The sequence below is a fragment of the Deinococcus malanensis genome, assembly GCF_014647655.1.
GTDB classification, from domain to species: domain Bacteria; phylum Deinococcota; class Deinococci; order Deinococcales; family Deinococcaceae; genus Deinococcus; species Deinococcus malanensis.
In genome coordinates this window covers 269,622-296,478 of the sequence record NZ_BMPP01000003.1, presented here as the reverse complement: position 1 = coordinate 296,478, position 26,857 = coordinate 269,622, and the positions used below count along the sequence as shown (strand labels likewise).

Here is a 26,857-nt window from a genome sequence, read left to right as displayed (position 1 = left end):
TACACAACTTAGGTCGTGCCAGCGGATAGATGCGGTACTTCCACAGCAACAACAGGTAATGTGGCCATTACACTTTCTGGATGCAGCCTGACATCAGTTCTGGATCTCCGCATTATCCTGACTGCCCCGGGGGGCGGGTCGGTGCCTCAACCCCTCGCTGACGGGCGTGCTGGAGCACCTTAACTCTGGAAAGATATGGTGCGCGACTGGTATGGCAGCGGCGTGGTCTCAGCGGATGGCCTCGGCGCTGGTCCAGCGCAGCTCCGTCTCGCCCACATAACGAATTCCGACGACCGTCCCGAAGGCGCTGCCCTCTTCCCGGTACACCGGCTGGCCTCTCGGGATTTTGGTACACCCGAACGCTTCGTAAGCACGCGCTGAGGCACCGTTGTCCTCTGAGGATGCCGCCTGGGCGACTGTTTCGAAGCCCAGGCGGGTGGGGCACGCCGTCCAGCCTGTCTCATCGACGGTAATCACTCTCGACGGTTTGTCGGCCACAGGTGGAGAGGTGAGTTCCGCCCGGTCTGGCATGGTGCGCAGGAATGTCCCGAGGCCGAATGCAAGCACGATCAGAACGGCGTACGGGATCCAACTGCCCTTCTTCGCTTTGGCCAGTGGAGGCATGCTGTTCAGGTTAAGGGGTAGATGCTCGGTGCGTCGCGGAGATCACGCGCGAAGCCGGGAATCAGTTTTGCCCGGCGGTGGTCGAAGGGTTCCTGGCGACGGTCTCCTGCGATGCAGGAGAAATTCACGACCTGAACCCTCTATGCCAGGCCGCTGCTGTTCGACGCCCTTGGCTGGACCTGAACGGCACCGGTGATCAGGACAGGGTGAGGTGATAGGTCACCACGACCGGGACCAGGAACAGCGCGCCCATGATGAACGACAGGGCGAGGTTGTGCTCGTGGCGCATTTCGCGGCGGATGTAGACCAGCAGGGACTCCCTGCGGCGCCGGGCCAGGGTTCCGAACACCACGAAGACGCCCAGGCCGAACAGCAGCAGCGTGACCAGCACGGCCACGGCCAGCCAGGAAAAGGCATCGGCCCACGAGCCGCTGCCGGCTGGGGAAGGGTCGGCGATGGTGCGGCTCAGCAGCAGGCTGAAGCCCAGGGACACCCAGAAGAACACCGCGCCGATGGCGGCGGTCTGGTGCTCCTCGATTTCCTGGGTCAGCTCGCGCATCCGCACGCCCAGCACGGCCCGGATGAACAGCAGGCTGACCACTACGGTGGGGAGCCAGACGGCCAGGTTCCAGCCGATTTCAGTCAGCAGGGTGGTAAACAGTTCAGACAGAGTCATAGGCCTCTATGGTGACAGGCGCAGCGGTCGTTGATGTTCGCAAAAGACCCGCGTCAGACTGGTGACGGCTAATTGCGCAGGGCAGGCCCCCGTGACACCTGTTTCTGACGCCCAACTGTCAGGCACCATGCAGCTGTAGGCCTGCCGCAGTGTCTGGAGTGTCAGGCCAGGAGGAAGGGGTCACCGGGAGACCCGGAACCGAACTTCGGCGCCGCCTGGCTTCCGGACACCCTGCACGACCACCCACGAGACCTGGACTTCGGCCAGGCCCGGCCACTCAGGCGCTACAGCAGCCCCTGCCGAAGTGCTTTGACTGCCGCCTGCGTCCGGTCCGACGCCTGAAGCTTGTCCAGGAGGTCCTGGACGTGCAATTTGACGCTGCTGACACTGATGCCCAGCTGCCCGGCAATTTCCCGGTTCGCGAGACCGTCGGCAATCATGCGCAGCACCTCCAGTTCACGTGGCGACAGCTCCGCCGGCACTCCCGGCGTGCGCATCGCACCCAGCACGTGGTGCGCCACCTGTGGGTCCAGGTACGCGCTGCCGGCTGCTGCCGCCCGGATGGCCAGCAGCAGCAGGTCCGGCCGGGCACTTTTCAGGCAATAGGCATGCGCCCCGGACGCCAGTGCCGCCAGAACTTCTGCGCGCAGGTCGTGTGCCGTGAGCATCACCACCCGCGTCTGAGGATGCCGGGTGCGCACTTCACCCGCTGTCTGAATGCCGTCCATACCCGGCAGGCCGATGTCCACCACAGCCACGTCTACCTGGGTCCGGGCGAGCAGTTCGAGGGCCTCTTCCCCACTGCGTGCTTCGGCCACCACCCGCAGGTCCAGCTCGAAATTCACGGCCACACGCAGGCCGTCCCGGGTGAACGCGTGATCCTCGACCAGCAGGACCCGGATCGGAGACGTGATCATGCCGCTTCTCCCCTGGGCAAGGTCAGTGTGAACACCGTACGCGCCTGGGCGGTGCGGCGGTAGGAGACCGCCCCACCATGCGCTTCCGCGATGCGCCGGGTGAGGTACAGCCCCAGGCCGGTACTGCCTCCCGCACCGCCGGTCCGGAACCGCTGGAATAAGGTGCCCGCCCGGGCCGCGGGCACCCCTGGACCCTCGTCGGTGACACTGACCTCAGCGTCGTCCAGGTCCAGCTTCAGTTCGATAATCACTGTGCCCTCAAGCGGACTGAACTTCACGGCGTTATCCACCAGGTTCTGTACCGCCCGCCGGAGGTCATGTTTTGCTCCGTACAGCCGGACGCTGTCGAGCCGCAGCTCAATATTGACCCAGCGAGCCTGCGCGCGGGGCTGCACCTGATCCACGACGCCCAGGATGACGCTCCGCAGGTTCACCTCCTGCGGTTCTTCCTGAGCTTCACCCCCTTCGTAGCGGGCCACGGTAAGCAGCTGGTCCGCCAGGCTCAACAGGCTGTCGTTGGCGTCCAGGCCATTTTGCAGGGTGCGGCAGTACTCTTCCGGCAGAGGCCCGTAGGCGCCCCGCAGCGCCTGCTGCATGTGCAGGGCGTTGGCCATAAGTGGCGTGCGTAAGTCGTGGGAGAAGGCGTAGATCAGGTCGCGCACCACTTCCCCCTGCTCCGCCAGTTGCGCACGCTGCCCAGCCAGGTTGTCGAGCAGCGTTGTCCGCTCCAGCAGCGGCTGTAATGTGGCCATGGCTTCGACGAGCTGTGGCGCGCTCACCTGTGGCCGGTGGACCCGGACCAAAAGGTCACCGTCCCGTCCCGGCAGGAACGCCAGCAGGCTCGACTGCTGCGCGGCTGCCCACACGGATCCATCGCCAGCGGGCGGCACCCGCAGGTCCAGCGGCAGCGTCTGGTTCAGGTGGTGCCGGGCTCCAAGAGGAAAAATGGCATGCGGGGAGCGCAGAGTTGCGCGGTCTACCCGGCCGATCTCTACCGCCTGTGCCCCTGTGAACGCCGCGAGTCCCTCGGCCGCGCGGGCCACGAACGCCTCCAGACCGTACGGCCCGCTCACGAACTCCACCAGGGTTCGCAAGTTCCGTTCCTGCGCGGCGCGGCGTTTTTCCGTCTCCACCTGCACGGCACGCTCGGAGGCCAGCCGGGCCCGCCAGGTCAGCCCGCCCACCAGGAGCATTGCCGCCAGACTCACCGCCCGGTTAAGCAGGTCGAACGTGGACGTGGGCAGACCCTGCCAGTGATGCGCCCCTGCCCCGACGTTCGCCACGACAGCGAACACCAGCAGAGCGACCGTGAATCGCCACGAACTGCCCAGCGCTGCCAGCGCCACCGGGGCACTGAGCAGCGTTCCCACCACCAGCGCAGGGGGGGTAATGAGGTCGACCACGAAGACCAGTCCGGCCAGGAGGATTGCGAGCGCCTCCAGGCCCCGGAACGACCGGCGGGACGCGGTACGTGACGAGGACGGGACGAAATGCATGCGGTCTGGAGCTTACCGCGCACGACGGGGAACCGCTTGGCCATCTGGCCAGGACAAAGGCGCCTGACACGACATAGCGTACGGCCATGTCGACCGGCCGGGCTTCAGGCTCATGCAAACGATGGTGTCTCCAGCCAGTGCAGGCTGCACCGGAAAGGGATTTGCTGTCCATGTGCCGCATCACCTGCACCCCTGGTGTACCGTGGGCGGCCTAACCGACGTGGAATTCGTCTCTACGCCGGAATTCCAATCGGGCATCACTGGGGCCGTGAATGGCTTCTCCCTTCAGGTGGCTCAACTGAACCAGCGGGGCCAGTCAGTCGTTCGCGTGGAGGCGTGAGGCCCATGACCACCGTGAACCGCCGCCTGCTCCTGAATCGCCTGACACCACCTCAGTTGATTGCTCTGTCGTTCGCCGTGGCGATTCTGGTCGGTACCCTGCTTCTCTCCTCCCCCTGGACCCACGCTCCGGGAAAAAACGTGACGTTTCTCCAGGCACTGTTCACCGCCACCAGCGCCACGTGTGTCACCGGCCTGAACGTCCTGGATCCCGGCAGCACCTTCAACCGCCTGGGGGAAGTGATTCTGATGGTCCTGATTCAGGTGGGGGGTTTAGGCATCATTACCTTTGGAACCCTGTTCGCGAGCCTGCGCGGCCAGCGGGTGGGCGTGCAGGAACGCCTGCGCACCGCCCAGCAGGCCAACCTGACTGAATTCGGGACCGTCACCCGGGTCATCAAGGGGATCTTCGCGTACACCCTGCTGACCGAACTGGTTGGCGCGCTGGTGCTGATGGTCCGCTTCGTACCGCTCGAAGGCTGGGACCGTGGCATCCACCTCGCCCTGTTCCACGCGGTGAGTGCGTTCAACAACGCTGGGTTTGGGCTGTACCCGGACAATATGATCCGCTTCGCCGAGGACCCGCTGGTGCTGCTGACCACCAGCACCCTGGTCATTCTGGGCGGCCTGGGGTACCTGGCGCTGCTCGGGGTCGCGCTGTACCTGCGGGACCCGCGCCGGAACCGCCTGAGTCTGAATACCATCATCATTCTGGTGACGTCGGCCTCTCTGATCGTGCTGGGCACTGTGGTCGTAACGGTGCTGGAGTGGAACAACCCCGGTACGCTCGGGCCCCTCAGCACAGGTGGCAAACTGCTCAGTGGGTACTACCAGGGGGTCGCCCCCCGCACCGCGGGCTTCAATTCCGTGGACTACGGGGCGATGCACGGCGCGACGCTGTTCATCACAATGCTGCTGATGTTCGTCGGGGGCAGCCCGGGGTCCACTGCAGGCGGCATTAAGACCACCACCTTTTATGTGCTGGTGTCGAGCATCGTGTCTCACGCCCGGGGCGAGCACGAGAACGTCTCATTCCACCGGCGCATTGAAACCGAGGATCTGCTGCGCGCCTCAGTCGTCACGGCCCTCAGCCTGGTGGTCGTGACATCCGGGATGTTTCTGCTGCTGGGGACCAACCCGAAGCTGCCATTCGTGAACGTGGCGTTTGAGGCATTTTCAGCGTTTGCCACGGTGGACCTGAGCATGAACACCACGCCGCTGTTCAATGCGCCGGGTCAGCTGGTCCTGATCGTACTGATGTTCCTGGGCCGCATCGGGCCGCTGACGTTCGCCATTGCGTTCGCGCGGCAGCAGCACCACCGCATCCGGTATCCGGTGGATAAGTCGATCGTGATCGGATGAGCCTGATCCGGTCGAATCAGCGAGGCTAATTTCAAAGGCAGCCGGGCGCCCTTCATGGGTAGGTCTGGCGCGGAACACAAGGCGTCTGGGGAAGGCGAGTCTCCGTTCAAGTCGGCGTGCCTCGCACGCAACTCCGTGCCGTTGGCAGGGGCTAGAGTCCGTGGACAGGGTGCAGTTCTCAATGCGGGTGACAAGCGTGAGACGTTCCTGAAGCAAACTGGCTAAACAGCGTCATAACACTGCCAGAGGCCACGAGCGAAACTGCGTCAATGCACTTGTCTACCCATCCTGAACCACTGCTCGAGCGCGCCAAGTGGCGCAGCCTCGACGGTGAGTGGCGCTTTGCCTTCGATGACGAGGGTGCCTGGCAGCACCCGGAGGACGTGCAGTTCGACCGCGTCATCCAGGTGCCCTACGCGCCCGAAAGCCAGCGCAGCGGCATTCACGACACGGGCTTTCATCCGGTCGTATGGTACGGCCTGGACCTGCACGTCGGCGCTGACGAGCACGTCACGTCCCGCGGGGAGCACGGCCGGCTGATCGTGCATTTCGGCGCGGTGGACTGGCGCGCCTCGGTCTGGGCGGACGGCGCACTGGTGGCCACGCACGAGGGCGGGCACACGCCATTCACGGCCGACATCACGCGTCAGGCCTCCCGCGCCCTGGACGAACAGCGCCCCGTCCAGCTGATCGTGCGCGCCGAGGACGACCCGCAGGACCTCTCCAAACCACGCGGCAAGCAGGACTGGCTGCTGGAGCCGCATTCGATCTGGTACCCACGGACGACCGGCATCTGGCAGACCGTCTGGCTGGAACACGTGCCGGTCAGCTACCTGCGCCGGCTGAAGCTCGCCGGCGACATGGAAGGCTGGAAGGTCGCGCTGGAAGCTGACATTGGTGGCCGCTGGGACCCAGGGATGGAACTGCGCGTGATTCTCAAGAAAGGCGAGCAGGTGCTGGCCCGCGACCGCTACGAACTGCAACGCCCGGACATTTCCCGTATCGTGCCGCTGCCCGACCCCGGCATCGACGACTTCCGCAACGAGTTGCTCTGGAGCCCGAACCATCCGGTGCTGATCAGCGCGACCGTGCAGCTGCTGTCCGAAAGCGGCGCCATCATCGACGAGGTACGCAGCTACACGGCCCTGCGCACCGTCGGCGTGCGCGGCGGGCGCTTCATGCTCAACGGCCGCCCGTGGTACCTCAAGATGGTGCTCGACCAGGGATACTGGCCCGAGTCGCTGATGACGGCCACCGACGCCGAGCTGCGCCGTGACGTGGAACTCACCCGCGCGCTCGGCTTTGACGGCGCGCGCAAACACCAGAAGATTGAGTCGCCGCGCTACCTGTACTGGTGTGACGTGCTGGGCCTGATGGTCTGGGAGGAGATGCCCAGTCCGTACCGTTTCACTCCCGAAGCGGTCCGGCGCCTGAGCCGTGAGTGGGAGGAGGTGATCGAGCGCGACATCTCCCACCCGTGCATCGTCGCGTGGGTGCCGCTGAACGAGTCCTGGGGCGTGCCAAACCTGCCGACCAACCCGGCGCACCGGGATTACGTGCAGGGCCTGTACTACCTGACGCGCACACTTGATCCCTCCCGGCCGGTGATCGGCAACGACGGGTGGGAACACGTCGCGACCGACATTGTCACGGTGCACGACTACGCGGCCGATCCGAAAGTACTGGAAAACCGCTACGGCACGCTGGCGCAGACCGCCACCACCCTTGAAGGTCAGGATCCGGCGGACCGGGCGGTGCTGCTGCCCGGCTTCAAGGCCGCAGAGCACCCGGTGATGCTCTCGGAGTTCGGGGGGATCGCGTACTTCCCGGAGGGTGTTCCGGACGACGTGGCCTGGGGGTACAGCACAGTCGATAGTGAAGACGCGTTTGTCGAGGCCCACCTGTACCTGATGGCAGCGGTACACGCCTGCAAGGGGCTGTCCGGCTTCTGTTTTACCCAGCTGACCGACACCTTCCAGGAGCGCAATGGCCTGCTCAACCCGGACCGGACGCCGAAAGCGGACCTGCACGTTCTGGCACGGAGCAATCAGGGACTGCGGCCACCGCGGGACACGGGACTGGACCCGAACCTCAACCCGGCCGGCTACGGCGACCGCTGGCGCGAGCGGCACGGGGAGGCGGTCTCCGGCGCGGACTGAGGCTGCCGGCGCCCAGGTGGACTTAAGTCAAACCAGGGCCTTTGAAGGCTGCCTGAGGCGACGGATCAGGGCGGCCCAGTCTCGCTGAAAAGCGTAATCAGACGGCTTGTCCGCTGTGGCCAAGCCTGCCAAGCGGCTCCTGCCAGGGACGCGCATCTTCGTTATGCCCATGTGCGGAATGGACGTATGCTGCTCACGTGAAGCTCATTCTGGCCATGTTTGTCCTCAGTCTCTCTTCCTGCGCTCTCGCCCAGACCAGCGTCGGGGTACAGGGCGGCGCATTCGTCAGCGGACTGGGCACGCATCCTGAAGGTGGTGTGCACGTGATGACCACCCGCACGTCGCCCTCCGGACTGCTGGGGGCAAGCCGCTACCGCCTGTCGCTGGAAGGCAATCTCACGGCCGCTGCAGGTGGACCGAACGTCCTGGTGGACGCCAGCCTGCTGTGGCCAGTGGCGGGCGGCAGCTACCTGGCCGCTGGCCTGGGTTCAGGGGTAGGCTTCCCGCGGGATGGAAGCAGCGGCCTTCCATTTCCGGCCGTTGTGCTGACACCCCTGGCCCTGGCGAATCTTCACGGCGTGTATGGGATGCGCCTGGACTCGGGCGTGACAGTTGAAGGCATGGTTCGCCTGCGGCCGGCGAGCGAGGGGGTAAGTGTGACCGCTCGCATCAGCTTCCCCCTGCGCTGAGGGCTGAACGCCCCTTCCCTGGCTGTCCTGATCAGAGGTTAGGCGTAGGCCGGGCTACCCCCTTCATATCAGGCCAGGCATGGCCTCCGTGGCGCTCTACTTCGGGAAATCCGGGTCACCGTGTTGACCTCACAAGGCCCGGGTCTGGGAGAATTCTGCCCACACCGCCGTTGCCGGACCGCTCATTGCCCACGAACGGCGCGAACGGGCCACAGGCCTCCAGGATGTGCGGAATACGGGTCCATTCACACTGCGCTGTATGGCCTTGCTTCCCGGTCATTCCGTGCCGCCGCTTTCAGCCACGCAGGACAGCGGCGCGCCCTTTGATCTCAGGCGCGGCACCTGGCGGGTACTGTTCTTCTTTCCGAATGTCGCTGCAACCCACTGTCAACTGCCGGCCAGACGGTATCAGGCACTCCATGGAGATTTTCCGTTCTCTGGGCGTCGATGTGGTGGGCGTGAACGGGGATTTGCGAAAGCAGCAGGTGGTCTTCCGCAACCTGTGCACGCTGAACTTTCCGATTGTTGCGGACAAGCGCCTCGCGCTCAGTGAAGTGTTTGGCGTGGTTGAAGAGCCAGGGCCTGGCGAAGACACGGCCCGTCCGCGAAGGGAGACTTTTCTGGTGGACCCTGAAGGCGTGATTGTCCGCCATTGGACCACCGTGGACCCCGGAAAGGATGCACAGACGGTGCTGGAGGAAGTCCGGCGACTCCTGGCGTGAGGCGGCAGACCACCGGGGCAGCCTTCAGGAGCCGGTAGAACGGAGGTCACGTTCTGGTGGTCGGGACCACATCAAGCGCGGGAATGCGCTACCCGACGTGTCGGCCCTCCACGTAGAAATGCTCTTCACTGCCGTCTCTTCTGAGGGGGATTTCCTGGGTTCCGGAGGGCCTGAAAGCCTCCATCGCCGGGGCCGACCTTCACCCGCCGGCTGGCAGGTCCGCACTGCTCAGGTGATCTGACCTGTCGCCTGGGAACCAGGGCTGGTCAGGCCCCATGGAATCGTCGAGCATGCCGAGGAATTCGTGCACCAGTTCAGGGTCGAAATGGTGTCCAGCCTGCGCCAGCAGTTCGGCCCGGGCGTCCGTGACCGTCCAGGCCTGTTTGTACGGGCGTTCGCTGGTCAGGGCGTCATAGACATCACACAAGGCAAAGATCCTGCCCGCCATGCTGATCTGAGCACCAGCCTTGCGGGCAGGATACCCTTCCCCATTCCAGCGCTCGTGGTGATCGACAATCACCTCCATGGCCTGCGCCGGCAGAAAGCGCAGTGCCTGTGCGAAACGCTGCCCTTCCTGAACATGTGACCGCATTACATCCCACTCCTGAGGCGTGAGCCGGCCGGGTTTGAGCAGGATGGCGTCAGGAATAGCGATCTTCCCGATGTCATGCAGGTATGCCCCCCATTGAAGCGATTCCCGGTCCCGGGCAGACAGTTTCAGTCGGTCTGCCATCTTCAGGGCCAGCGCCGTGACCCGGTCGGTATGGCCCTGTGTTTCACCGTCGCGGGCCTCCAGCGCCAGACCTAGGGCACGCAGCGCCGATTCGCGGGCCAGATGCGCGGCTTCTTCTGCTGCCAGCCGCCCCGCCAGCGCCGCGATCGTTCCTGAGACCAGACTGAACAGCGCAGCCTCCTCTGCGGCCCAGGTGTGGGGTTTGAACGTGTGCATAAGGAACGCCCCGATAAGTTGACCATTGGCCCGCCGGACAGGCGCGGCAGCCAGGCTCGTCACGCCAAGTGGGGAGAATCCCTCGGTCTCCGGGGCCGCCTGCGTGTCGTCAAAAAACAGGGGCACGTGGCTGCTCTCCAACGCGCGCATCAGGGGCATATCTGCGGGAAGTCCGTGGGCAGCGATAGCCTGCATGCCGGGGTTCTGGGGCATCTCGCCCGAGGCAGCGCGGACGTGGTAGGACAGTACCCGCTGTGTATCGGCCTGAAAGTAGGCCGAGCCGACCGCGGCGGTGTGTTGCACCAGGTGGTGCAGGGTCGGCGTCACTCCGGAAGGAAGATCTGGGGCTACCAGGGCAAGCTGGGTCAGGGTCAGAACCGACTCGGCCACCGGGGCTCGCGACCCGGTCAGGCCGGGCAGCCCCTGCTTTGGAGTCATGGACGGCGCTGCGGTCATAATTAAGACTAGATGGCTGTCTCTAGCAGAATTCTCACTTCAGGGAAGTGGTTTGATTAATATTTAGACTGTTGTTAATAACATGGGCTGGGCAAGGAGCTTCGTGAACGCACGAGTCTTTTGCACAACTGTATGTCCGGACCGTTTCGCTACAGTTTGTCTCTCGTGAACCAAGGGTAGAACAGGGCAGCATCAATCCTCTGGTCAAACGGGCAGGTCAGTCGACGCGTTTGCCGGCGGGGCCATGGCAGGTGAGTCCGCGACGTACCTTCCTGTAGCGGTTGAACGCGAGTGCAGTGTTCTGCCGACTGGAGACAGGACCGTGAAGATGGTTCAAAGAGACCATTCCGGCTCCACCTGGACGGTGCATACGCTTCATGCCCGCGCTTCCACCCGCCCGGTGCCGGGAATGCTGCGGAGCACACCGAGAATCAGCAGCGTGCCGCCGACCGAGAGCACCGCGGCCATCAGGTAAGCCGCGCCGGGGAATCCCCGGCTGAGTCCGGCGGCGTACACGGTCGTCGCGAGAATGGGACCGACGACTGCCACAAGGCTGTTCAGGCTGGTCAGGGCCCCCTGGACCCGACCCTGCTCGGTCTCGCTGACCTGCCGCGAGATCAGGCCCTGAATGGCGGGATTCGCGAGGCCTCCAAGCGCCCCGACGACCAGCGAGGCGTACAGCAGCGCACCGCTGCGGGCCACGCTCAGCACCAGGAATTCCAGGATGGACGCCACCAGACCGGTCATGATGGTGCGCCGGTCGCCGAAGCGCGCGATGAACGGCCCGATCAGGCCGCCCTGAACGGCCGCAGTGAGCAGCCCGAAAAACGCCAGCGCCAGGCCGTTTTGCCCGGGGCTCCAGCTCAGGACTTTCTCGGTGTACAGCACCCAGGTGCTGAAAATGACCTGCCCGGCCAACCCCAGCAGCACGAAGGTCAGCGCGAGGCTGCGAAGGATCGGGTACTTGCCCAGTGCCCGCAGGGGCAGCAGTGGATTAAGGTCACTGCGCTTCATGCCCTTGCCACGGGCACTGGCAGGCAGGGACTCGGGCAGCACAAAGAGACCGTACAGCACGTTCAGGCCAGTCAGGGCCGCCGCCACCAGGAATGGCACCCGCAGCCCGTACTCGCCCAGCAGGCCTCCAAGCGCTGGCCCCAGGATGAAGCCCACGCCGAAGGTGGCCCCCAGCAGCCCGAAGTTTTTCGCGCGCTGCTCGGGCGGCGACACGTCGGCGATGTACGCGTTGGCCACCGTCAGGCTTGCCCCCGTGATGCCGGCCAGAACACGTCCCACAAACAGCCACGTCAGGTTCGGGGCAAACGCCAGCAGCAGGTAGTCGAGCCCCATGCCGGTCAGGGCAAACAGCAGCACCGGCCGCCGGCCGAAGCGGTCGCTCAGGGCCCCCAGGATCGGCGCGAAAATAAACTGCATCACCGCGTATGCCGCCGTCAGCAGCCCGATGGTGCGCGCGCCCGCCACCTCCGACCCTGCGAGTTCCTTGACCAGCCCCGGCAGCACTGGAATGATCAATCCGATGCCGATAATGTCGATCAGGGCGGTCAGCAGGATGAAAACCATGGCAGCAGGACGGGAACGCATCAGGCCCACAGTGTAGTTCGCGTGCTTCAGGCTGCCCGACCGCCTCCCGCCCTGCTCAGGGCTGCTGGCCATCCCCGGGTTCCGTACACTCCACCGAAAGCAGAAGGAAGCCATGAACCCACCCTTCGATCTTCAACCCACGCTATCCGGGCCCCGTGTGATGCTGCGGCCCCTTCAGGCGCAGGACTTCAATCTGCTGTACGCTGCGGCTTCCGACCCGCTGATCTGGACCCAGCACCCGGACAACCGGCATGAACCGGCGGTCTTCCGCACGTTTTTCGAGGGCACCCTGGCGTCTGGTGGTGCGCTGCTGGCCACCGAGACCGGCACCGGCGCGGTTATCGGCACCTCGCGCTTCCACTGGAGAGACTCCCATCCGCACAGTCTCGAGATCGGCTGGACCTTCCTGGCCCGGCCGTACTGGGGCGGGGCATACAACGGCGAGATGAAGCGCCTGATGCTCACCCACGCCTTTGGCCACGTCGATCACGTGGTGTTCCTGGTTGCTCCCGGCAACCTGCGGTCTCAACGGGCCGTTCAGAAGATCGGAGGCAAGTTGCAGGAGCGCCTCTCCGACGGGCGGGACCAGGGCTATCTGGTCTTCAGAATAGACCGCTTCAGCTGGGCAGAGTGACCCACGGAATGTGACATGACGACCTGGACTACGCAGGGCCGCGACGGTTCTCTGGCGAGGCTTGACACGGCCGGCAGCACCTTCAGGGGTTGATGCACGCTGCCGGCCCTTCAGGTCGACCGGCGAATGAAGGCGATAGGACCTGGTCATACTCACGGGTGGCTGTCGCCGAGCTCCTCCTGCGGTGGGAGAGGCTCCATCCAGACCTGAGCGAAATTGACGGCTCCTGTCTCCGAAGTCAGATCGGATGTTCCCAAAGTGACATATACCGTCACCGGCTGGCCAGATGCATCCAGACTCACGCCAGGTGTTAATCCTTTCAGCGCCACCTGCCCGGCCGGCACCGTGGTCGTATGGACCGCTCCGGGAACACCTGGAACTGCACAGCCTGGTCGATGGAATCCACACCCCCTGCCACCACAAGCGAGAGGGACGAGGCGCCCAGTTCCAGAAGCGGGAGGCAGCCATGTATGCCTCACGGTAGGAGGGCAGTCAGATCCGTCCGCGGGCCATGTCGATCAGGCGGCCCAGCACGCGCCGGCCGTCTACCCGCAGCCCATCGTGTTCGAACTCGTTGGTCAGCCACACCCGGGCTCCCTGAATCAGGCTGGCCGTCTCCTCGGAAAAGCGGCGCTCGACGTACATGTCCTCGGCGTACACGGCGGCCGCCACCGGAACAGTGTTCCGCCGAAGCTGGTCCATGTCATACAGTGCGCCCCACGGCTCGGCCGCAAGCCGATCGGCGGCGTCACGCAGAGGCGAGAGCGCTGCGTATTCCTCGAACATCCAGGGATACACCATTTCGCCGGTGAGCATTTCCGGAGCCGCAAACTCCGTGGGGAAGGTCCGCTTCGCCGACCAGTTCGTGGTGTGTCCATCGGCCCAGCAGGCTTCGTGCAAAACCGCATACAGCGGGTTGCGGGCGAAGCTGAGGGCACCGGTCACGTCGTGCAGGAAGGCCGGAGAGTCGCTCGGGAGGTCGATCAGGTAATGCAGCTTCTCCAGACCGCTGCTCATGCCCAGCAGGTGCCCCAGCTGCCGGAAGCGCCGCGGGGTCAGCCGGTCGCCTGTAGGCAGCCGGACGTCATGTTCGTCCAGCCGCCGGAGCAGCGCGCGGACCCGCTCCAGATCCTGAGGATAGCGGGCATAAAAGCGTTGGTTTCTCTCCAGTACCCGGGCATACGTCGCGGCATAAACTTCATCTGGATGCCGGCCGACTGCTGGAAGGCCGCCGGTGATGAAGGCTTCCGCGAGGCTGTCCGGCGCCAGGCTCAGGTAGGTTGTGACGCAGAAGCCGCCGAAACTCTGCCCCAGTACACTCCAGCGCTCGACACCCAGGGCCTTGCGCACGGCCTCGGCGTCACGCACGATCGCCTCGGCCCGGAAGTGCTTCAGGTAAGCGGTCTGCTCGTCAGGCGTCAGGTGGTCCAGCGTCCCGACTGGGGCTGAGCGGCCGGTGCCGCGCTGGTCGAGCAGCAGTACCCGGTAGTCCTCCAGGGCCCGGGCCAGCCATCCGGGCTGCTGCGGCGAGAGCGGCCGGGGCGCTTCGGACCCCGGACCGCCCTGGAAGTACACCAGGAATGGCCGCGTCTGGCCTTCGGGGAGGGCAACCTCCCGCGCAAATACCGTTACGGACGCCCCCTGCGGACGGTCATGGTCCAGGGGAAGCTGGAATTCATGGTCGGTGACACTCAGGCCAGGCGTAGGGTAGGTCAAGGACACCCGTCGATTATCCATCTGGACATGGGCGAGTGTGCACTTCAACAGAGGGAACCGCAGGCCCGAGCGGTGTCATCCGGCACTGCCAGCCCGATCGGCAAAAACTCAGGCGGATGGGCGCCAGCAGGGGCTTCCAGTAGGAGAGATGAAGCTGTAGAGGCATTGACCGTCTGGCACAGGGCACGAATGTTTCATGCATGCTGCAGTAAAACGCCGACGGAGGCTCCCGTCGGCGTCTTGCTGGACAGCGGACTTCTGAATGCCCGCTTGGTCAGACTCTCAGTTGACCCAGGCCCCGAAGGAGCCCTCGACCGTGATGGGATCGGGGTCAGAATTCACCCAGGCACCAAATGAACCCTGGGCCGTGACCGGGTCGGGTGTGGCATTGACCCAGGCTCCGAAGGAACCGGCGCTGGCCCCGGGGGCAGCGAGCAGGGCGAAGGCGAGGACGGCAGCGATGAAGTGGCGCATGGTGGGCTCCTTGAAGGTCTGGTGGGCCCCGGAGTACAGACGATTTGCCCTGGAGAGCGTTGTTCTGGCTCGTCTGAACCAACGGGAAGACGATCTCTATCAGGCGCGGAAGCCTGATAAAGCTTGTACCTTTTGCCGGAAAAGGTCCCTGCTTCACCCGTCAGCAAAACATGACCGACGTGTGAAACGTCGGTCGCACCACTAGCTCCATGTTCGATAGGTGCCCGGTTACATCGAACATTTCATTGCTTCGTGCTCATAGTCTTAACGATATACCCACGTTCGTCAATGCCATATATACTTTATCAAGCCTTAATGTTTAAACGTGCCCGGATAATGATTCCGCTCGGAGAGGCAGGGGTCGCCGACCTGAATCTGTATGCATTGTTGGAGAAGAGGAAGTGCTCCTGGTGGACATATTCTGCTCATAGTGGCCGCTTTCACAGCATTCCCGGTGAGACTGATCGTTCAAGTGGACGTGCCCTGTACGCGGCCCGGAGTGGTCCACTCCTTTAATGCTTTCTCATAGGTGCAACATGGTGAATTGGTGCCAAAATAAAAATGTTGAAGGCGAGGCGGTTGATGCAGCAGACCTTCGCGCCGCGTCGGCCATAAAGGTGCGGAGGCACCAGCGCGCCAGTGGACGTCAACGAGGGGCGACCTGACTTGCCGGCGGGCTGGCGAGACACGGTCATGCTGCCACTCCATTCCTGAAGAAAGCTATTGGCAAGCCAGGATGGTCTGGTGCTTTAAAAGCATTCGGCGGCAATCACGTCAGCTGACGCGACATCAGGACGCGACGCAATTGCGACCAGCGTGCTTGGCCTCATACAGCTTTTCATCGACCAGAGATAGTAGGCGTTCGTGATTGGCGAAATCCATCCGCCCGCAGACACCCAGAGAGAGCGTCACGCGCAGTTTCGGATGGATCTCCCGCCAGGGATAGTCCTCGACGAGGCGCCGGATGCGCTCGGCCACTTCTGTGGCCTGCTGTACGGTCGTGTCCGGCAGGACGATCAGGAACTCCTCGCCACCGTAGCGGCCCACCAGGTCATCGGCGCGGCAGGTCGTCTTGAACAGCTTGGCAACTCGCCGCAGCACCTCGTCGCCAACCGGGTGGGAGAACTGATCGTTCACGGCCTTGAAGTGGTCGATATCGATCATGATCAGGGAGAGCGGCCGGTGCGTCTGTCGGTGCCTCGAGTGTTCGGCCGCCAGCACCTCCTCGATGTGCCGACGGTTGTACACGCCAGTCAGGCCGTCCTCGCGGGACTGGCGCTCCAAAACCTTGGTCTGTTCCTGCAGCGCCGCGAGCAGCGCGGTCTTCTCCTGGTTGGCCTGTTCCAGCGCCACGTTGGTGGTGGCCAGTTCCACGCTGCGGCTGTGGAAGGAATCGGACTCGGCGCGAACCCGGTCCGAGTGGTGCCCGATGGTGAGGGCCAGAGCCCGCCGGCCGTTGTCCTGCCGGAACTGTTCCACCTCCAGGGCATGTGCCTGCTCCTGAAACGCCAGGGCCAGCTCCGCATCTCCCCGCGCCCTGTACAGCCCGATGTGTTCCCGGCAGACCTGTTCCGCTATGTCTTTCAGGTCGTGCTGGTGGGCGAGCTTCAGGGTGTGCGCCAGCAGGCGTTCGCCCTCATCAGGCTCGCCATGCCGCAGCAGACCGCGGGCGAAGTACAGACCGGTCCACGCGACCTGCTCGGCCATGTGCGGTTCCCTGGGTTCTCCTGTGTCCCAGGCCGCCTGATACAGGGCCCTGGCGCTGCTCCAGTCCCCCAGCGCCTCCAGGGCCCGGGCCGTCACGGTCAGGGCCTGCACCTGCACGGGGGCCGTTCCACCACCCGCAGCCAGTGCGAGGGCCTGGCGCCCCTCGAAGGCCGCTTCCTCGAGATGGCCCAGTCCGAAATGCAGCTGCGCAAGCGCGACCCGGCACGACGCCGCCGCGTTCAGGTCGCTCAGGCCATCGAACAGCGTGGCTGCGCCCCTGATCGAGTCCAGTGCCTGTTCCTCCCGCCCTTCCAGGGTGGTGTACACCCGGCCCACGTCGAGAAGCGCCTGCGCTTCGCCAGCCTGATCCTGCAGCGCCCTGGAGACCTCGAGGCTCAGCAGGGCATACGACAGCGCACGGTCAGGATCAAGCAGGTGCGCGTAGATCCGGCTCAACTGCGCCGCACAGTCTCTCTTGAGCAGCTTGTCCGACAGCTGTTCGGCGCACATCCGCGCCTTGGTCAGCAGGTCCACGGCTTCGGAGTACTGCTGCTGTTCGGCGTGCGCGTACGCGAGGTTGCGTTGCGCGTATCCGACGCCTGGCGCATACCCGTACTGATGGGCCAGCTCCAGCGCCTGCTGGCTTGGCCCGGTCAGCGCCTCGGGGCCCTCGTCGCGCACCTGCCAGGCTCCTTTGATTAGCGCCTCGATATAAGGGATGACATTCTCGAACGCCGGATTGTGGGTCTCGGGAGCAGGGCCGGTCTCCGCAAGATGCAGCGGTGATCTGTCCGGGGCAGCCTCCGTCCGGGGGGGCATCCGGTCGTCAAGCCGCTCCAGGTCGCCGTTTTCCGCCAGCTGCACCAGCGCCTCGACAATCGCCGGATCAAACTGCCGGCCAGCCTGGGCCCGGAGTTCGGCCAGAGCCTCTGTGGCGTCCCACGCGCCCTTGTAGGGCCGCTCGCTGGTCAGCGCGTCCCACACGTCCGCCACGGCAACCAGACGGCCCGCCAGCGGAATGTCCTGGCCAGAGAGCCGCCGGGGATAGCCCTGGCCGTCCCAGCGTTCGTGATGGGTCAGCGCGATCTGCTCGGCGAGGTGCATCAGCTCGGTGCGTCCACCCTGCAACACCCGCGCGCCAATGGTGGTGTGGTGTTTCATGACCTCGTACTCTTCCGGCGTGAACTTACCGGGTTTGAGCAGTATCGTGTCCGGTATCCCGATTTTGCCCACGTCGTGCAGACGGGCCGCCAGCCGGATCAGGTCGACCTGCGCCTGAGGCAACCCCAGTGCCTCGGCCAGCAGCGCCGCGATATTGCCTACCCGGTAGGTGTGCACGCCGGTCTTGTCGTCGCGGTATTCGGCCGCCAGACCCAGACGGTTGACGATCTCCAGCTGCGCGCGTTCAAGCTCGGCAGTGCGGGCCTGCACTTCCTTCTCAGCTTCCTGGCGCGCTTTGAGCGAGACGTCGTTGAGCTGACGGTAGACGTCAGCCTGATAGCGGGCCTTTTCCAGTTCAAGCTGACCGGTGAGGTTGCGCAGCCGGCGCTCGTTGTCACTGCGGAACAGGTCTCGCTGCAACTCGGTGACCACCAGCAGGTGCGACGCGGCTTCCGTGGCCTGACCGGCGCCCATCAGGGCCCGCGCGAGTTGCTCGTGAGCTTCGAGCGCCGGGCGTCTGAGCGCCATGGCATCGGCGAACTTCAGGGCCCGGCGCAGCAAAGGAATGGCCTGCTGGTACTGCTCGCCCTTGGCATACAGCGAACCGAGGTGAGTCAGCACGCTGGCCTGACAGGACGTGTCGTCGGCCGCCAGCGACAGTTGCAGCGCCTGATTGAGCGCCTTGAAGGCCTGGTCCGTTTCGCCCATCAGCGCGTACGTCTGGCCGATGTTGTCGAGCACCTCCGCCTCTTCGTGCAGGGCCCCGCCACTCTTGGCCACCTTCTCGAGCCGCATGCCCTCGCTGCGCGTCACGTGCAGGGCCTGCATGAACGCATCCAGCGCTTCCTGGAACTGCCGTCGTTCGCGGTGAATCAACCCGAGTTCCGAGTGGCCGGCAGCAAGGCTCACGTAAACACCCGTCTGGTCGAGGTGCCGGGCCTGCTCGGCAATTTCCACACCCCGGGTCAGGGAGTCGACCGCGTTGTCGGTTTCTCCCAGTTCCCGGTAGACCTTCCCGACATTGACGAGGCAGGCGCTGAGCAGGCCGTTCATGGCGATGTCGTTGGTACGCAGGAACTCCAGACAGCGCATGAAGCTGTTCAGGGCCTGCGCGAAGTCACCGGCCGCCTCATAGATCAGCCCGATGTTGTTCAGGCACTTGGCATGGCCCGCCTTGTCGCCGAGCAGCAACCGCACCTCGCCGCTGTGCTGCAGGCTGCTGCTGGCCTCCGCATGCCGGCCCTGGCGGAACAGCACCATGGCTTTGGTAAGCAGGGCCTCGGCCAGGGTGGTTGTGGGCTCGTCCTGCGCAGTGCGGTCGATGATGTCGTTGCACAGGCTCAGGGCTTCTTCGGGACGGTTGCCTGAAAGCGCGAACTTGGTACGCAGAAGCTGCACCTCGCAGTACCCGGGTGTCTCAGCGGCCAGTGTATAGCGCTCGGCAGCCAGTTCCGCGAGGGACTGCGACTGCTCCTGGTCGCCCGCTTCCATCCGGCTGAGGGCCTGCGTGTGAAGGGCGCTGGCCTGGGCGCTTACATCGCCCAGTTCCTCCGCCTGCTGAAGTAGCCCTGCCGCCTCCTGCCAGGCCTTCTGTGGATCGTCTTTCACGAGAGACCGGGCCGCAGCATTCAGGCCCTGCAACTCCTCTGAGCGACTGTTTCCAGCGAGGGTTTTCAGAGGGTCAGTCATACTGCCTGGATCGCTACACGAATCGGTCGTCATGAAACCTCGAAAGGAGCTACAGCAGCCCAGAGAAGACAAAGAACATCACGGCACTTTCCATGGTGTGATTTTCATGATAAATACTAGCACCTGATGAAGGCACAGGGTCACGGTGCACCGTCCGCAGACTGTGGCACTTATCATCCCCCCCACCAGCTAACGGATCTCTGACGGGTACGCCTGCATCCCGGCTGGCGGCCAAAAATCAGGACGGCCCTGCCGGCGGTCACTGAATATCCGGGTGGGACCCCGTCCATAGTGGGCAGTTCCATGTGGTGACCAGAGGTCAGGATGCCTGTAGGTGGTTGTGACGCTCCATATCCGTCCATATCCGTGGCGCTGTGCAGGTTCAGGCAGGCGCTCGGGAAAGCAGAATTCCTGGTCGAATTCACAGGCCGCCGTTCAGCGAGGCTTCAGCCTGAAGACAGTCACGCTTCAGGGCTGTCCACTATCGTCCAGACGGTTGACCAGCAGCAGGCCATGCTCTTGGTAGCGCCTTACTGAGGAGCCTTCGCGCGCTTCCTCCTTGCCTGCGCCCTGGGTCATCCAAAAAGGGGTCCCTCATGCAAGCACCACTGAATTACCCTCCAGCCCGCACCTCGACAGCTCCCCGATCGGTGGCCCTCACCGGTGGTGCCCTGATCGGCAGTCTCTCAGCGCTCCTCCTGAGCCGCCAGGACAACCGTCAGTGTCTGTCCCAGGCCTTTGGCCGAACCTTCCGGGACCTGCGCGGCACGCTGGTCAGTGCAGGCCGGGTGACCGCCGACAACGCACAGAGTGTGGCCGCCGGGGTTCAGCACGGAGCGGCGAACGTCATGGAGACGGTGACTGACATGGCCAGACCTCTTCCGGGTGCACTGGCGGGAGGCGTCGGTACCGTTATGCAGACCCTTGGCTCGACCGAGGACATGATGCAGGAAGACATCCATGATGCACGGCAGAAGAACCGTGCGTCTGGGCGTCACTCCCCGGATCCAGCGCGGCTTCGTGCCCTGGTGCAGACGGAAGTCAAAGACCAGCTCGGCCGCCATCATCGCCTGCTGGAACAACGTATACACGAGCATTTCGACCAGCAGGACGCGGTGATACGGAGCCTGACGACCAGTGTGAATCACATGACGGTGGACGCGCGCACGCGGCGGGGCGGCAGGCCCTGGTTCCTGCTGCTCGTGGCCGGGGGCGGCTACTACCTGGCGCGTCAACCCCAGATTCAAGAGAAGCTGAGAACCTACCTTGAGAAACTCAGCCCGGATACCCGTGAGCACCTCCGGCAGGCAGGCGAGTCGGTGCGGGAAGGCGTCGATCACGTCTGGAAAGGCGAAGACCCTCGCCCAGCCCTGCTTGACGCAGTGCAGGAAACCCAGCAGGCGGTGGAGCAGGTGGTGAGCCGGGTCAAGGAAAACGCCACTTCAGGCCAGCCGACTGAGCAGGCCGACCTTCACGGCGCCGCTGCTGACCCGAGCCCGGAGCTGTCCAAAGATTCGACCCGTTCACCGGGGTCACAACCAGGCATCCAGGAACGGACCATCTCAAATCCCCAGGACCTGAAAATGCGCATGTAGTTCGCTGCTGACTCACGGTGGTGCGCAGTCGGTTTCTGGCCCTAGTTCAACCACCGGCCGCCATAGGAAGGGGGGAGGCACATGCTGCAGCGCTCCGTGAGGACGTTGGTGTTACTGGTCGAGGACAACCCACTTGACCTGGAGCTTGCACAGATCGCGTTGAAAGCCAGCGACATCTGCTGCGAGGTGCAGGTCGCTCAGGATGGCGTGGAGGCGCTCGATGTGCTCCAGCAGCAGCGGGTCCGGCCAACCCTGGTGCTGCTCGACCTGAACATGCCCAGGGTCAACGGTCTGGAGGTTCTGCGCGCCATGCAGGAGGACATGGAGCTGCGTCAGGTACCGGTCGTGGTGTTCACCACCTCAGCTCAACCGGTGGACCTGGCCGCCTGCCTGTCTGCGGGGGCTGCTGATTACCTGGTCAAACCGGTTGACCTGGACGACCTAGTCGTGATCCTGAACCGTTTGCACCGGCGGTGGTTGAGTCCGGTTGCGGGTGTAGCGCCCGCGAACTGCTCGGTCCAGATGGGGCAAAAGTCAGATACCTGAACCGTCCGGGCGTGTCGGTGACCAGTATTCGCCTCATGGACTTCTTTCGCCAGGCAGGAATTTATTCCCTGCTGGCACCTGCCGCTCCTCGCCCTCCGTTTTTTCCTCACCTTTCCCCTTCAGGAAGCACCACGATGACCACCATCAAAAAGCTTACGCTCGCTCTATCCCTCATTGTTCTCCCGCTCTCCGCCACCGCACAGACAGATGCAACGCCCCTCACCGAGAACGATACGGTGACCACGCCCGCTGAGAGTGACACGATCCCCGGCAACGAGGGAGGCGAGCTCACCGATCCGGATGCTATTGAGAATGATGCAGTGACCACTGCAGCTGAGGACGATGGAATTGCCGGGAACGAAGTGGATACTCCCGTGGATGGAGCCATCGTTGAAAGCGTTGACCGGGATGATGCAGACTTTCCCTGGGGCCTCCTGGGCCTTCTCGGTCTGACCCGTCTGGCCGGGCGTCGTCGCCGGCATGAAGTGAAAACGGCGGTAAAACTGGGTGGACCTACCGACGGTCCACGCCAGTGACACGTGCCGTGCGGGCGTCCTGGACTGTGACCCGCCCAGCCTGGGATCGGCGCGTCGGACGGCTCGCCGGGTCAAGACGGACTCAGGCCCGAGGGTGGGAAGCCCGCTGGGCGGGTCCTTGCCGCCGTGTTCCCATGAGGGACGCCCCGTAACCCGGTGGTGTCCGGGCAGCAGAGGCTGTTTGTTATCGCACCTGTTGACTTTTTCTGAGGACACTTCACGACCGGCCGGGACCCGCGAAAGCCATGTTTATGGGTCTTGCTGGCCTGTCCGCTCTGCCCGCAGGGCGTTTAACTCCTGCCGGATGGCTCGAAGCTCGGTTTCCAGACTGGATGGGTTGCTGCCGCCCAGCGGTGCCTGCTTCCTGTCCTGGTCAATGAACAGACTGGCGATGGCCGCCGTGATGTACCCGAAGACCGCCAGGGCGTACAGCGCAAGCAGGAAGGTGAGCAGCCGCCCCTCCAGGCTGACCGGCCAGTAGTCTGATCCCAGTGAGGTCATGAGCATCGCTGTCCACCACAGCGCTTCCGGGTAGGTATTCAGCCCGGGACCGCCTGGCGTCTGTGAGCGCTCGAAGGCCAGCATACCAGCCGCCCCTCCGAGCGTCAGGATCGTCGTCAGCAGAACCACGTAGCCCAGCCCCCGTTGCCGCACCGCCCCGCCAACGGCCTTGAGGCCCCGGTTGAGCGAGGTCAGGAGTCGCAACAGGTTGATCGAGCGGGTTGCCCGCAACAGGCGCAGCGCCCGGAACGCCCGGAAGATCTTCAGAATGCGCAGGGCAGGCAAAAGCAAGGAGAAGGCGGTCAGGAGGTTGGCGCGCAGGTAACGTGTCCGGTCAGGAGCCACCAGCAGGGCCAGGAGAAAGTCCAGGATGGACAGCACCCAGATCAGGTTACTGACGGTCTGCCAGAAGGACGAGAGACCAGCCGTCAGGTCCACGATCAGGAGGGCGAGCCAGACGAACGCCAGCAAAGTCATCGGCAGGTTGGTCAGGCGGTCGAGACGCCGCAGAAGTTCCCAGCGTTGATGCTGCTGCTGCTCGTGCTCCGAGGGGGGGACGCTCACGCCAGCAGCTTAACGGCCCTGACCACTGGCCTTTGCCGATGAGGTGACCGGGCGGGGTTCTCCAGGGTGATCGTTCACTGCTGGCGAGCCAGAGAGGGGACAGTACCCGGAGTGGTCTTCCGCGTCAATCGGCGGCTGGCCAGGACCCCATGGCCATCAAACGTCCGTTTCGACGAGGGATAAAAACTCCTGATACCTTCCAGCCGCCTCTGAGCCTGCTGTACGCCCGTCATCCGCTGATCACTCGGCGTGAAAGCACCGAGGCTCAGGACCTCCGAATCCGGAAGGACTCCACCGGACGGCCCTTACAGCGCTGAGTCTGAATCGCTGGAGTTTTTTCTCGATGTCAGGACCAACCACCCCGCCCCCAGCAGCGCCGCGAGGACCGAGGCCATCAGCACGCCCAGCTTCGCCTGTGTCAGGAGGTCCGCGTCATCGAAAGCCAGGTTCGAGACGAACAGGCTCATGGTGAAACCGATTCCGGACAGAATCCCAGCTCCCACCATATGCGCCCATGTGACCCGCCGGGGCAGGGACGCTACACCCGCACGGACCGCCAACCAGGCGCCTCCGACCACCCCGAGGGGCTTCCCGAGCAGCAGGCCTAACATCACGCCGAACGAGACGACTCCCACGCCGCCAGCAGTCACCGCAACCCCGGCATTGACCAGCGCGAATACCGGAAGGACCGCAAAGGTCACGAACGGGTGCAGGGCATGCTCCATGCGGTGAAGCGGGCTTTGGGCCCGTTCGAGCAGGTCTTCCAGGTCCCGCAGGCGTGCGCCGACCACCTCGCCCCGTCCGGGCCGTGCGGCGTCTGCCAGGGAAGCCAGGTACTGCCCTGGATCGGGCTTGCGGATCGGCACCGTGAACGCGAGCAGCACCCCTGCGATGGTGGCGTGCAGACCGGACCTCAGGACGAAGTACCACAGCACAGCCCCCAGCACGGCGTACACCTTCATGCTGAATGCGCCTCTCAGGCCGGCCAGGAGGGCAGCCCCCCAGGTGAGTGCTGCGAGCGCCAGGAAGGTAAGGTTGACGCTCTCGGTATAGAACAAGGCAATGACCAGGACGGCGCCAAGATCATCCACGATGGCCAGGGCCGTCAGGAAGACCTTCAGTCCGAGGGGAATACGGGAGCCCAGCAGGGCCAGGACGCCAAGCGCGAAAGCGATGTCGGTGGCCATCGGTACGCCCCAGCCGGACGCTCCGGGTCCACCGGCGTTCAGGAGGTAGTACAGCGCACCGGGCAGGACCATGCCTCCGGCTGCTGCCGCGACCGCCAGGGTTGCGCGGCGCCGGGAGGCCAGCTCACCGATCAGCAGTTCCCGCTTGATCTCGAGCCCGACCAGAAGGAAGAACACCGCCATCAGGCCGTCGTTGACCCAGTGCTCGATGGACAGCTTCAGCTCTGAGGTGCCCAGGGACAGTCCCAGGTACGTGTGCTGCATGGTGGTGTACGTTTCACGCCAGGGCGAGTTGGCCCACAGGAACGCAATGATGGCGGTGACGACCAGCAGGAGCCCGGCGAAGGATTCACTATGAACGAAGCGCGCAAAGGGGGATTGGGGCTGGGACGCCATGGAGCCTCCGGGGAAAAGACAAGGCGGAGCCGATTGTGCGGGCTCCACCAGGTCAGCGTATAGCCACTGTGACCTGCCGCTGACGCGGCGTTTTGTGTGGCCACAGTAGCACGAGGCTGCTCAGGGATGGAGAGGGTGTACCCTGCTCCACGAATCTGTTCAGGCTGGTCGTGCGGTAGGGTGACTCATGGACACGTGGCTCTCGGTCTTGCAAGCCCTCCTGACGCCGCAGGGCGGCTGGTCAGTCGAGTTCTTCGTGCGCGTCATCCTCTCGGTGGCCCTGCTCTACATACTGGTGATTTTTATCGCGCGCGGCTTTGGCGCGCGCACATTCGCGTCCTTCACTTCCTTCGACTTCCTGATCAACGTCGCGGCGGGCTCGCTGGTCGCCAGTTCGATCATGGGCCGGAACCTCACTGAGGGCGTACTCGCCCTGCTGTGCCTGGCGCTGCTGCAGTGGGCCACCTCCTTCCTGAGCGCCCGCTCCCAGCGTTTTCACGACGTGGTGGACAATCCCCCGGTGGTCCTGATCGAGTACGGCCAGTACCGTGAGGCGGTGATGCGCCGGGCACGCGTCTCCAGACAGTCCCTGGAACAGCAGCTGCGCAGCCAGGGGATCAGCGATGTGGCGCAGGTGCGGCTGGCCGTCCTAGAGTCGGGTGGCAGTGTTTCCGTGGTCCAGGGCACAGAAACGGGACACCCGGGCACCTATCCACGCCGGGCGGATTGACCTGCCGTCCATTTACCCTCCTGAACCGTCTGCGCGGGCGCAATGATTTTTGACATCGAAAGCCCCCACGAGAGCAGCTGGTCACCGAGACCGGCTCCGGATGGGTGTGACCGCCGGAAATCCTGAAATGCCAGGAGCTTGCCCCGGTACGCCAGCGCAGACGATAAATCAGCTTTCTACGGCCTGCTTGACATAGTCGAACACGGCAGCCACGCCCTCTGTCTGGTTGCTGACGACAACGGCCGTGTCCGGATTCCCTACTACAATTTCGTTGCCTGCTTCAGGCAACTCCCGGCCACCCACCTGCAATTCCATATCAGAGATACCGATATCAGCAGGGAACGACAACGTGTAGTGGTTGAATGCATGGAGGCCGTTGTAGCTCCAGTTCTCGGAGTCGGTCAGGACGCCTCCACTGTGTTCAATCTGCTCGCACGCATGAATCATGACGTCGCGGACGTAGTTTTTCGCCTGCTCGCTCTGCTGGACCTTTTGCAGGTGCCGGAGGCGTGCCTCATTCACCAGATCGGCAAAATTTGCCATTTTTCAACCTCTGAGCGAAGGACATCCTGCTGTGGCAACCTGTCACCGCTGGAACCGGAGGTCTACTCGGGCGCGATTGGTTGATTTCCTTGCCTGCAGCTCTACTGTCAGCCGTTCATTGCCCCTTGCGAACAGGTGGGTCGCCTCGGTGGCTGCTTCTTGCGAGTCGCCGATTTCGATGAATCCCTGCGAGACAAAGAAAGGAAGATAAAAGGCCCTGAGCTGCACCAGGGAAAAGTCGCCGTAGAACTGCAGGCTCACCACGCCGTCGCGGTAACTAGCGAGATCGAGGGGCACCTCCCCTGGAGGAGTAAGAAGGACACGTCCGCGTTCTGTCTGCATGGTTTTCAAGTCAACCGGTCTGGCGTATACCTCCAGGTATGGCGGTAACTCTTTGACCATCAGGCGTTCCGGAAGGTCCCCGTCTCTAAATCGGTACAACGCCTGGGTCACCTGCTCAGCACCACGAATGATGCGGATCTCGACAAGGCGTTCACCCCGCCGCAAGAGTGCCTGCGCCTGACCCACGGCAGGCCAGGCTCTGAAAGTCAACTCAAAACCTTGGCGCTGGAGTTGATCAACCGCTAACTCCAGCGCCGCGCGAGCATTCAAGTCGTGACGGTAGGACAGTAACGCGGACTGAGTGCCCGGGTCATACCGAGTTCCAAGCACCTTTGCTCCAGAGGGCGCACTGAGCCGCAGCCGTGAATTGTTCACTTGCGTACTGGTCGTGGTGCCAGCATACAGCCCCCATGGCAGCCCGAGCGTGGTGCCTGACAGCAGGCGCTCGTCGTTCATCTGGGCATAGGCTGCACCGGGCAACAGACTTAAAATCAACAGAGCGAGCCGGATCATATAAACCTCCTGGTGTTCACTGGGCGTTCCGCGCA

The 26,857-nt window shown here is 64.0% G+C and carries 22 protein-coding genes and 1 riboswitch; of the genes, 9 read left to right on the top strand and 13 right to left on the bottom strand.

Annotated features, from left to right (window positions below):
- Positions 1-228: 228 nt before the first annotated feature.
- The 4 genes from IEY49_RS05325 to IEY49_RS05310 all read right to left on the bottom strand — a co-directional run bounded on the left by IEY49_RS05325 (position 229) and on the right by IEY49_RS05310 (position 3,713).
- A complete protein-coding gene (locus IEY49_RS05325) occupies positions 229-624 on the bottom strand; it encodes a hypothetical protein (RefSeq protein ID WP_189005243.1) in 396 nt (131 codons plus the stop codon).
- Between the two features lie 196 nt (positions 625-820).
- Positions 821-1,300: a DUF350 domain-containing protein gene (locus IEY49_RS05320; RefSeq protein WP_189005241.1), complete on the bottom strand. Its 480-nt coding sequence runs from the start codon at positions 1,298-1,300 to the stop codon at positions 821-823.
- 284 nt (positions 1,301-1,584) lie between these two features.
- On the bottom strand, positions 1,585-2,217 hold the full coding sequence (locus IEY49_RS05315; RefSeq protein WP_189005239.1) for a response regulator: 633 nt from the start codon (positions 2,215-2,217) through the stop codon (positions 1,585-1,587).
- Positions 2,214-3,713, bottom strand: a complete 1,500-nt coding sequence (locus IEY49_RS05310; RefSeq protein WP_189005237.1) for a sensor histidine kinase — start codon at positions 3,711-3,713, stop codon at positions 2,214-2,216. Before IEY49_RS05310 ends, IEY49_RS05315 begins: the two co-directional genes overlap by 4 nt.
- Positions 3,714-4,058: 345 nt before the next feature.
- On the opposite strand from IEY49_RS05310, the gene IEY49_RS05305 reads away from it, so the two are divergent.
- The 4 genes from IEY49_RS05305 to IEY49_RS05290 all read left to right on the top strand — a co-directional run bounded on the left by IEY49_RS05305 (position 4,059) and on the right by IEY49_RS05290 (position 8,984).
- Positions 4,059-5,414 carry a TrkH family potassium uptake protein gene (locus IEY49_RS05305; protein WP_189005235.1) on the top strand — a complete coding sequence of 452 codons (1,356 nt, stop codon included), beginning with the start codon at positions 4,059-4,061 and terminating at the stop codon, positions 5,412-5,414.
- Positions 5,415-5,683: 269 nt separating this feature from the next.
- A complete protein-coding gene (locus IEY49_RS05300) occupies positions 5,684-7,573 on the top strand; it encodes a glycoside hydrolase family 2 protein (RefSeq protein WP_189005233.1) in 1,890 nt (629 codons plus the stop codon).
- Between the two features lie 197 nt (positions 7,574-7,770).
- A complete protein-coding gene (locus IEY49_RS05295; protein WP_189005231.1) occupies positions 7,771-8,262 on the top strand; it encodes a hypothetical protein in 492 nt (163 codons plus the stop codon).
- A gap of 419 nt (positions 8,263-8,681) precedes the next feature.
- Complete coding sequence (locus IEY49_RS05290; RefSeq protein ID WP_189005229.1) at positions 8,682-8,984, top strand: redoxin domain-containing protein; 303 nt, start codon at positions 8,682-8,684, stop codon at positions 8,982-8,984.
- A gap of 199 nt (positions 8,985-9,183) precedes the next feature.
- Here IEY49_RS05290 and IEY49_RS05285 read toward each other — a convergent pair whose 3' ends face one another.
- Positions 9,184-10,371, bottom strand: a complete 1,188-nt coding sequence (locus tag IEY49_RS05285; protein ID WP_189005227.1) for an HD domain-containing phosphohydrolase — start codon at positions 10,369-10,371, stop codon at positions 9,184-9,186.
- Between the two features lie 393 nt (positions 10,372-10,764).
- Entirely contained in the window at positions 10,765-12,060 is a 1,296-nt protein-coding gene (locus tag IEY49_RS05280) for a TCR/Tet family MFS transporter (RefSeq protein WP_268239006.1), read from the bottom strand.
- Positions 12,061-12,100: 40 nt separating this feature from the next.
- Here IEY49_RS05280 and IEY49_RS05275 point away from each other — a divergent pair, with 40 nt between their 5' ends.
- Positions 12,101-12,622 (top strand): GNAT family N-acetyltransferase, encoded by a 522-nt coding sequence (locus tag IEY49_RS05275; protein WP_189005225.1) that lies wholly within the window; start codon positions 12,101-12,103, stop codon positions 12,620-12,622.
- Between the two features lie 492 nt (positions 12,623-13,114).
- Here the strand turns inward: IEY49_RS05275 and IEY49_RS05270 are convergent, their stop codons facing one another.
- The 3 genes from IEY49_RS05270 to IEY49_RS05260 form a co-directional block, all read right to left on the bottom strand.
- A complete protein-coding gene (locus IEY49_RS05270; RefSeq protein ID WP_189005223.1) occupies positions 13,115-14,344 on the bottom strand; it encodes an alpha/beta fold hydrolase in 1,230 nt (409 codons plus the stop codon).
- A 276-nt stretch (positions 14,345-14,620) separates the two neighbouring features.
- The gene (locus tag IEY49_RS05265) at positions 14,621-14,812 is read right to left on the bottom strand and encodes a hypothetical protein (protein ID WP_189005221.1); all 192 of its coding nucleotides are present in this window, start codon (positions 14,810-14,812) and stop codon (positions 14,621-14,623) included.
- A gap of 178 nt (positions 14,813-14,990) precedes the next feature.
- Positions 14,991-15,073: riboswitch (cyclic di-GMP riboswitch) on the bottom strand.
- Between the two features lie 528 nt (positions 15,074-15,601).
- Positions 15,602-19,369 (bottom strand): diguanylate cyclase, encoded by a 3,768-nt coding sequence (locus IEY49_RS05260; RefSeq protein ID WP_229780644.1) that lies wholly within the window; start codon positions 19,367-19,369, stop codon positions 15,602-15,604.
- A gap of 596 nt (positions 19,370-19,965) precedes the next feature.
- Between IEY49_RS05260 and IEY49_RS05255 the strand changes: the two genes are divergently transcribed.
- From IEY49_RS05255 to IEY49_RS05245, 3 genes are all read left to right on the top strand, one after another.
- Positions 19,966-20,964: a hypothetical protein gene (locus IEY49_RS05255; RefSeq protein WP_189005219.1), complete on the top strand. Its 999-nt coding sequence runs from the start codon at positions 19,966-19,968 to the stop codon at positions 20,962-20,964.
- 81 nt (positions 20,965-21,045) lie between these two features.
- Complete coding sequence (locus IEY49_RS05250) at positions 21,046-21,510, top strand: response regulator (RefSeq protein ID WP_189005217.1); 465 nt, start codon at positions 21,046-21,048, stop codon at positions 21,508-21,510.
- 134 nt (positions 21,511-21,644) lie between these two features.
- Positions 21,645-22,046, top strand: coding sequence for a hypothetical protein (locus IEY49_RS05245; protein ID WP_189005215.1), 402 nt, complete (start codon positions 21,645-21,647; stop codon positions 22,044-22,046).
- Between the two features lie 249 nt (positions 22,047-22,295).
- Here the strand turns inward: IEY49_RS05245 and IEY49_RS05240 are convergent, their stop codons facing one another.
- Together IEY49_RS05240 and nhaA are read right to left on the bottom strand one after the other, a co-directional pair.
- On the bottom strand, positions 22,296-23,111 hold the full coding sequence (locus tag IEY49_RS05240) for an ion transporter (RefSeq protein WP_229780643.1): 816 nt from the start codon (positions 23,109-23,111) through the stop codon (positions 22,296-22,298).
- A gap of 305 nt (positions 23,112-23,416) precedes the next feature.
- Entirely contained in the window at positions 23,417-24,694 is a 1,278-nt protein-coding gene (nhaA, locus tag IEY49_RS05235; RefSeq protein WP_189005213.1) for a Na+/H+ antiporter NhaA, read from the bottom strand.
- Between the two features lie 187 nt (positions 24,695-24,881).
- Here nhaA and IEY49_RS05230 point away from each other — a divergent pair, with 187 nt between their 5' ends.
- Positions 24,882-25,424, top strand: coding sequence for a DUF421 domain-containing protein (locus IEY49_RS05230; RefSeq protein ID WP_189005211.1), 543 nt, complete (start codon positions 24,882-24,884; stop codon positions 25,422-25,424).
- 168 nt (positions 25,425-25,592) lie between these two features.
- On the opposite strand, the gene IEY49_RS05225 is transcribed toward IEY49_RS05230, so the two are convergent.
- A complete protein-coding gene (locus IEY49_RS05225) occupies positions 25,593-25,967 on the bottom strand; it encodes a hypothetical protein (RefSeq protein ID WP_189005209.1) in 375 nt (124 codons plus the stop codon).
- Positions 25,968-26,009: 42 nt separating this feature from the next.
- Positions 26,010-26,822 (bottom strand): hypothetical protein, encoded by an 813-nt coding sequence (locus tag IEY49_RS05220; RefSeq protein WP_189005207.1) that lies wholly within the window; start codon positions 26,820-26,822, stop codon positions 26,010-26,012.
- Positions 26,823-26,857: the final 35 nt, after the last annotated feature.

Coding starts and splice junctions, on each gene's coding strand:
- nhaA (WP_189005213.1), bottom strand. CDS start 24,694: ATGGCGTCCCAGCCCCAATCCCCCTTTGCGCGCTTCGTTCATAGTGAA.
- IEY49_RS05285 (WP_189005227.1), bottom strand. CDS start 10,371: ATGACTCCAAAGCAGGGGCTGCCCGGCCTGACCGGGTCGCGAGCCCCG.
- IEY49_RS05275 (WP_189005225.1), top strand. CDS start 12,101: ATGAACCCACCCTTCGATCTTCAACCCACGCTATCCGGGCCCCGTGTG.
- IEY49_RS05280 (WP_268239006.1), bottom strand. CDS start 12,060: ATGGCCAGCAGCCCTGAGCAGGGCGGGAGGCGGTCGGGCAGCCTGAAG.
- IEY49_RS05300 (WP_189005233.1), top strand. CDS start 5,684: ATGCACTTGTCTACCCATCCTGAACCACTGCTCGAGCGCGCCAAGTGG.
- IEY49_RS05255 (WP_189005219.1), top strand. CDS start 19,966: ATGCAAGCACCACTGAATTACCCTCCAGCCCGCACCTCGACAGCTCCC.
- IEY49_RS05245 (WP_189005215.1), top strand. CDS start 21,645: ATGACCACCATCAAAAAGCTTACGCTCGCTCTATCCCTCATTGTTCTC.
- IEY49_RS05225 (WP_189005209.1), bottom strand. CDS start 25,967: ATGGCAAATTTTGCCGATCTGGTGAATGAGGCACGCCTCCGGCACCTG.
- IEY49_RS05325 (WP_189005243.1), bottom strand. CDS start 624: ATGCCTCCACTGGCCAAAGCGAAGAAGGGCAGTTGGATCCCGTACGCC.
- IEY49_RS05320 (WP_189005241.1), bottom strand. CDS start 1,300: ATGACTCTGTCTGAACTGTTTACCACCCTGCTGACTGAAATCGGCTGG.
- IEY49_RS05230 (WP_189005211.1), top strand. CDS start 24,882: ATGGACACGTGGCTCTCGGTCTTGCAAGCCCTCCTGACGCCGCAGGGC.
- IEY49_RS05220 (WP_189005207.1), bottom strand. CDS start 26,822: ATGATCCGGCTCGCTCTGTTGATTTTAAGTCTGTTGCCCGGTGCAGCC.
- IEY49_RS05265 (WP_189005221.1), bottom strand. CDS start 14,812: ATGCGCCACTTCATCGCTGCCGTCCTCGCCTTCGCCCTGCTCGCTGCC.
- IEY49_RS05290 (WP_189005229.1), top strand. CDS start 8,682: ATGGAGATTTTCCGTTCTCTGGGCGTCGATGTGGTGGGCGTGAACGGG.
- IEY49_RS05250 (WP_189005217.1), top strand. CDS start 21,046: ATGCTGCAGCGCTCCGTGAGGACGTTGGTGTTACTGGTCGAGGACAAC.
- IEY49_RS05315 (WP_189005239.1), bottom strand. CDS start 2,217: ATGATCACGTCTCCGATCCGGGTCCTGCTGGTCGAGGATCACGCGTTC.
- IEY49_RS05305 (WP_189005235.1), top strand. CDS start 4,059: ATGACCACCGTGAACCGCCGCCTGCTCCTGAATCGCCTGACACCACCT.
- IEY49_RS05310 (WP_189005237.1), bottom strand. CDS start 3,713: ATGCATTTCGTCCCGTCCTCGTCACGTACCGCGTCCCGCCGGTCGTTC.
- IEY49_RS05260 (WP_229780644.1), bottom strand. CDS start 19,369: ATGACTGACCCTCTGAAAACCCTCGCTGGAAACAGTCGCTCAGAGGAG.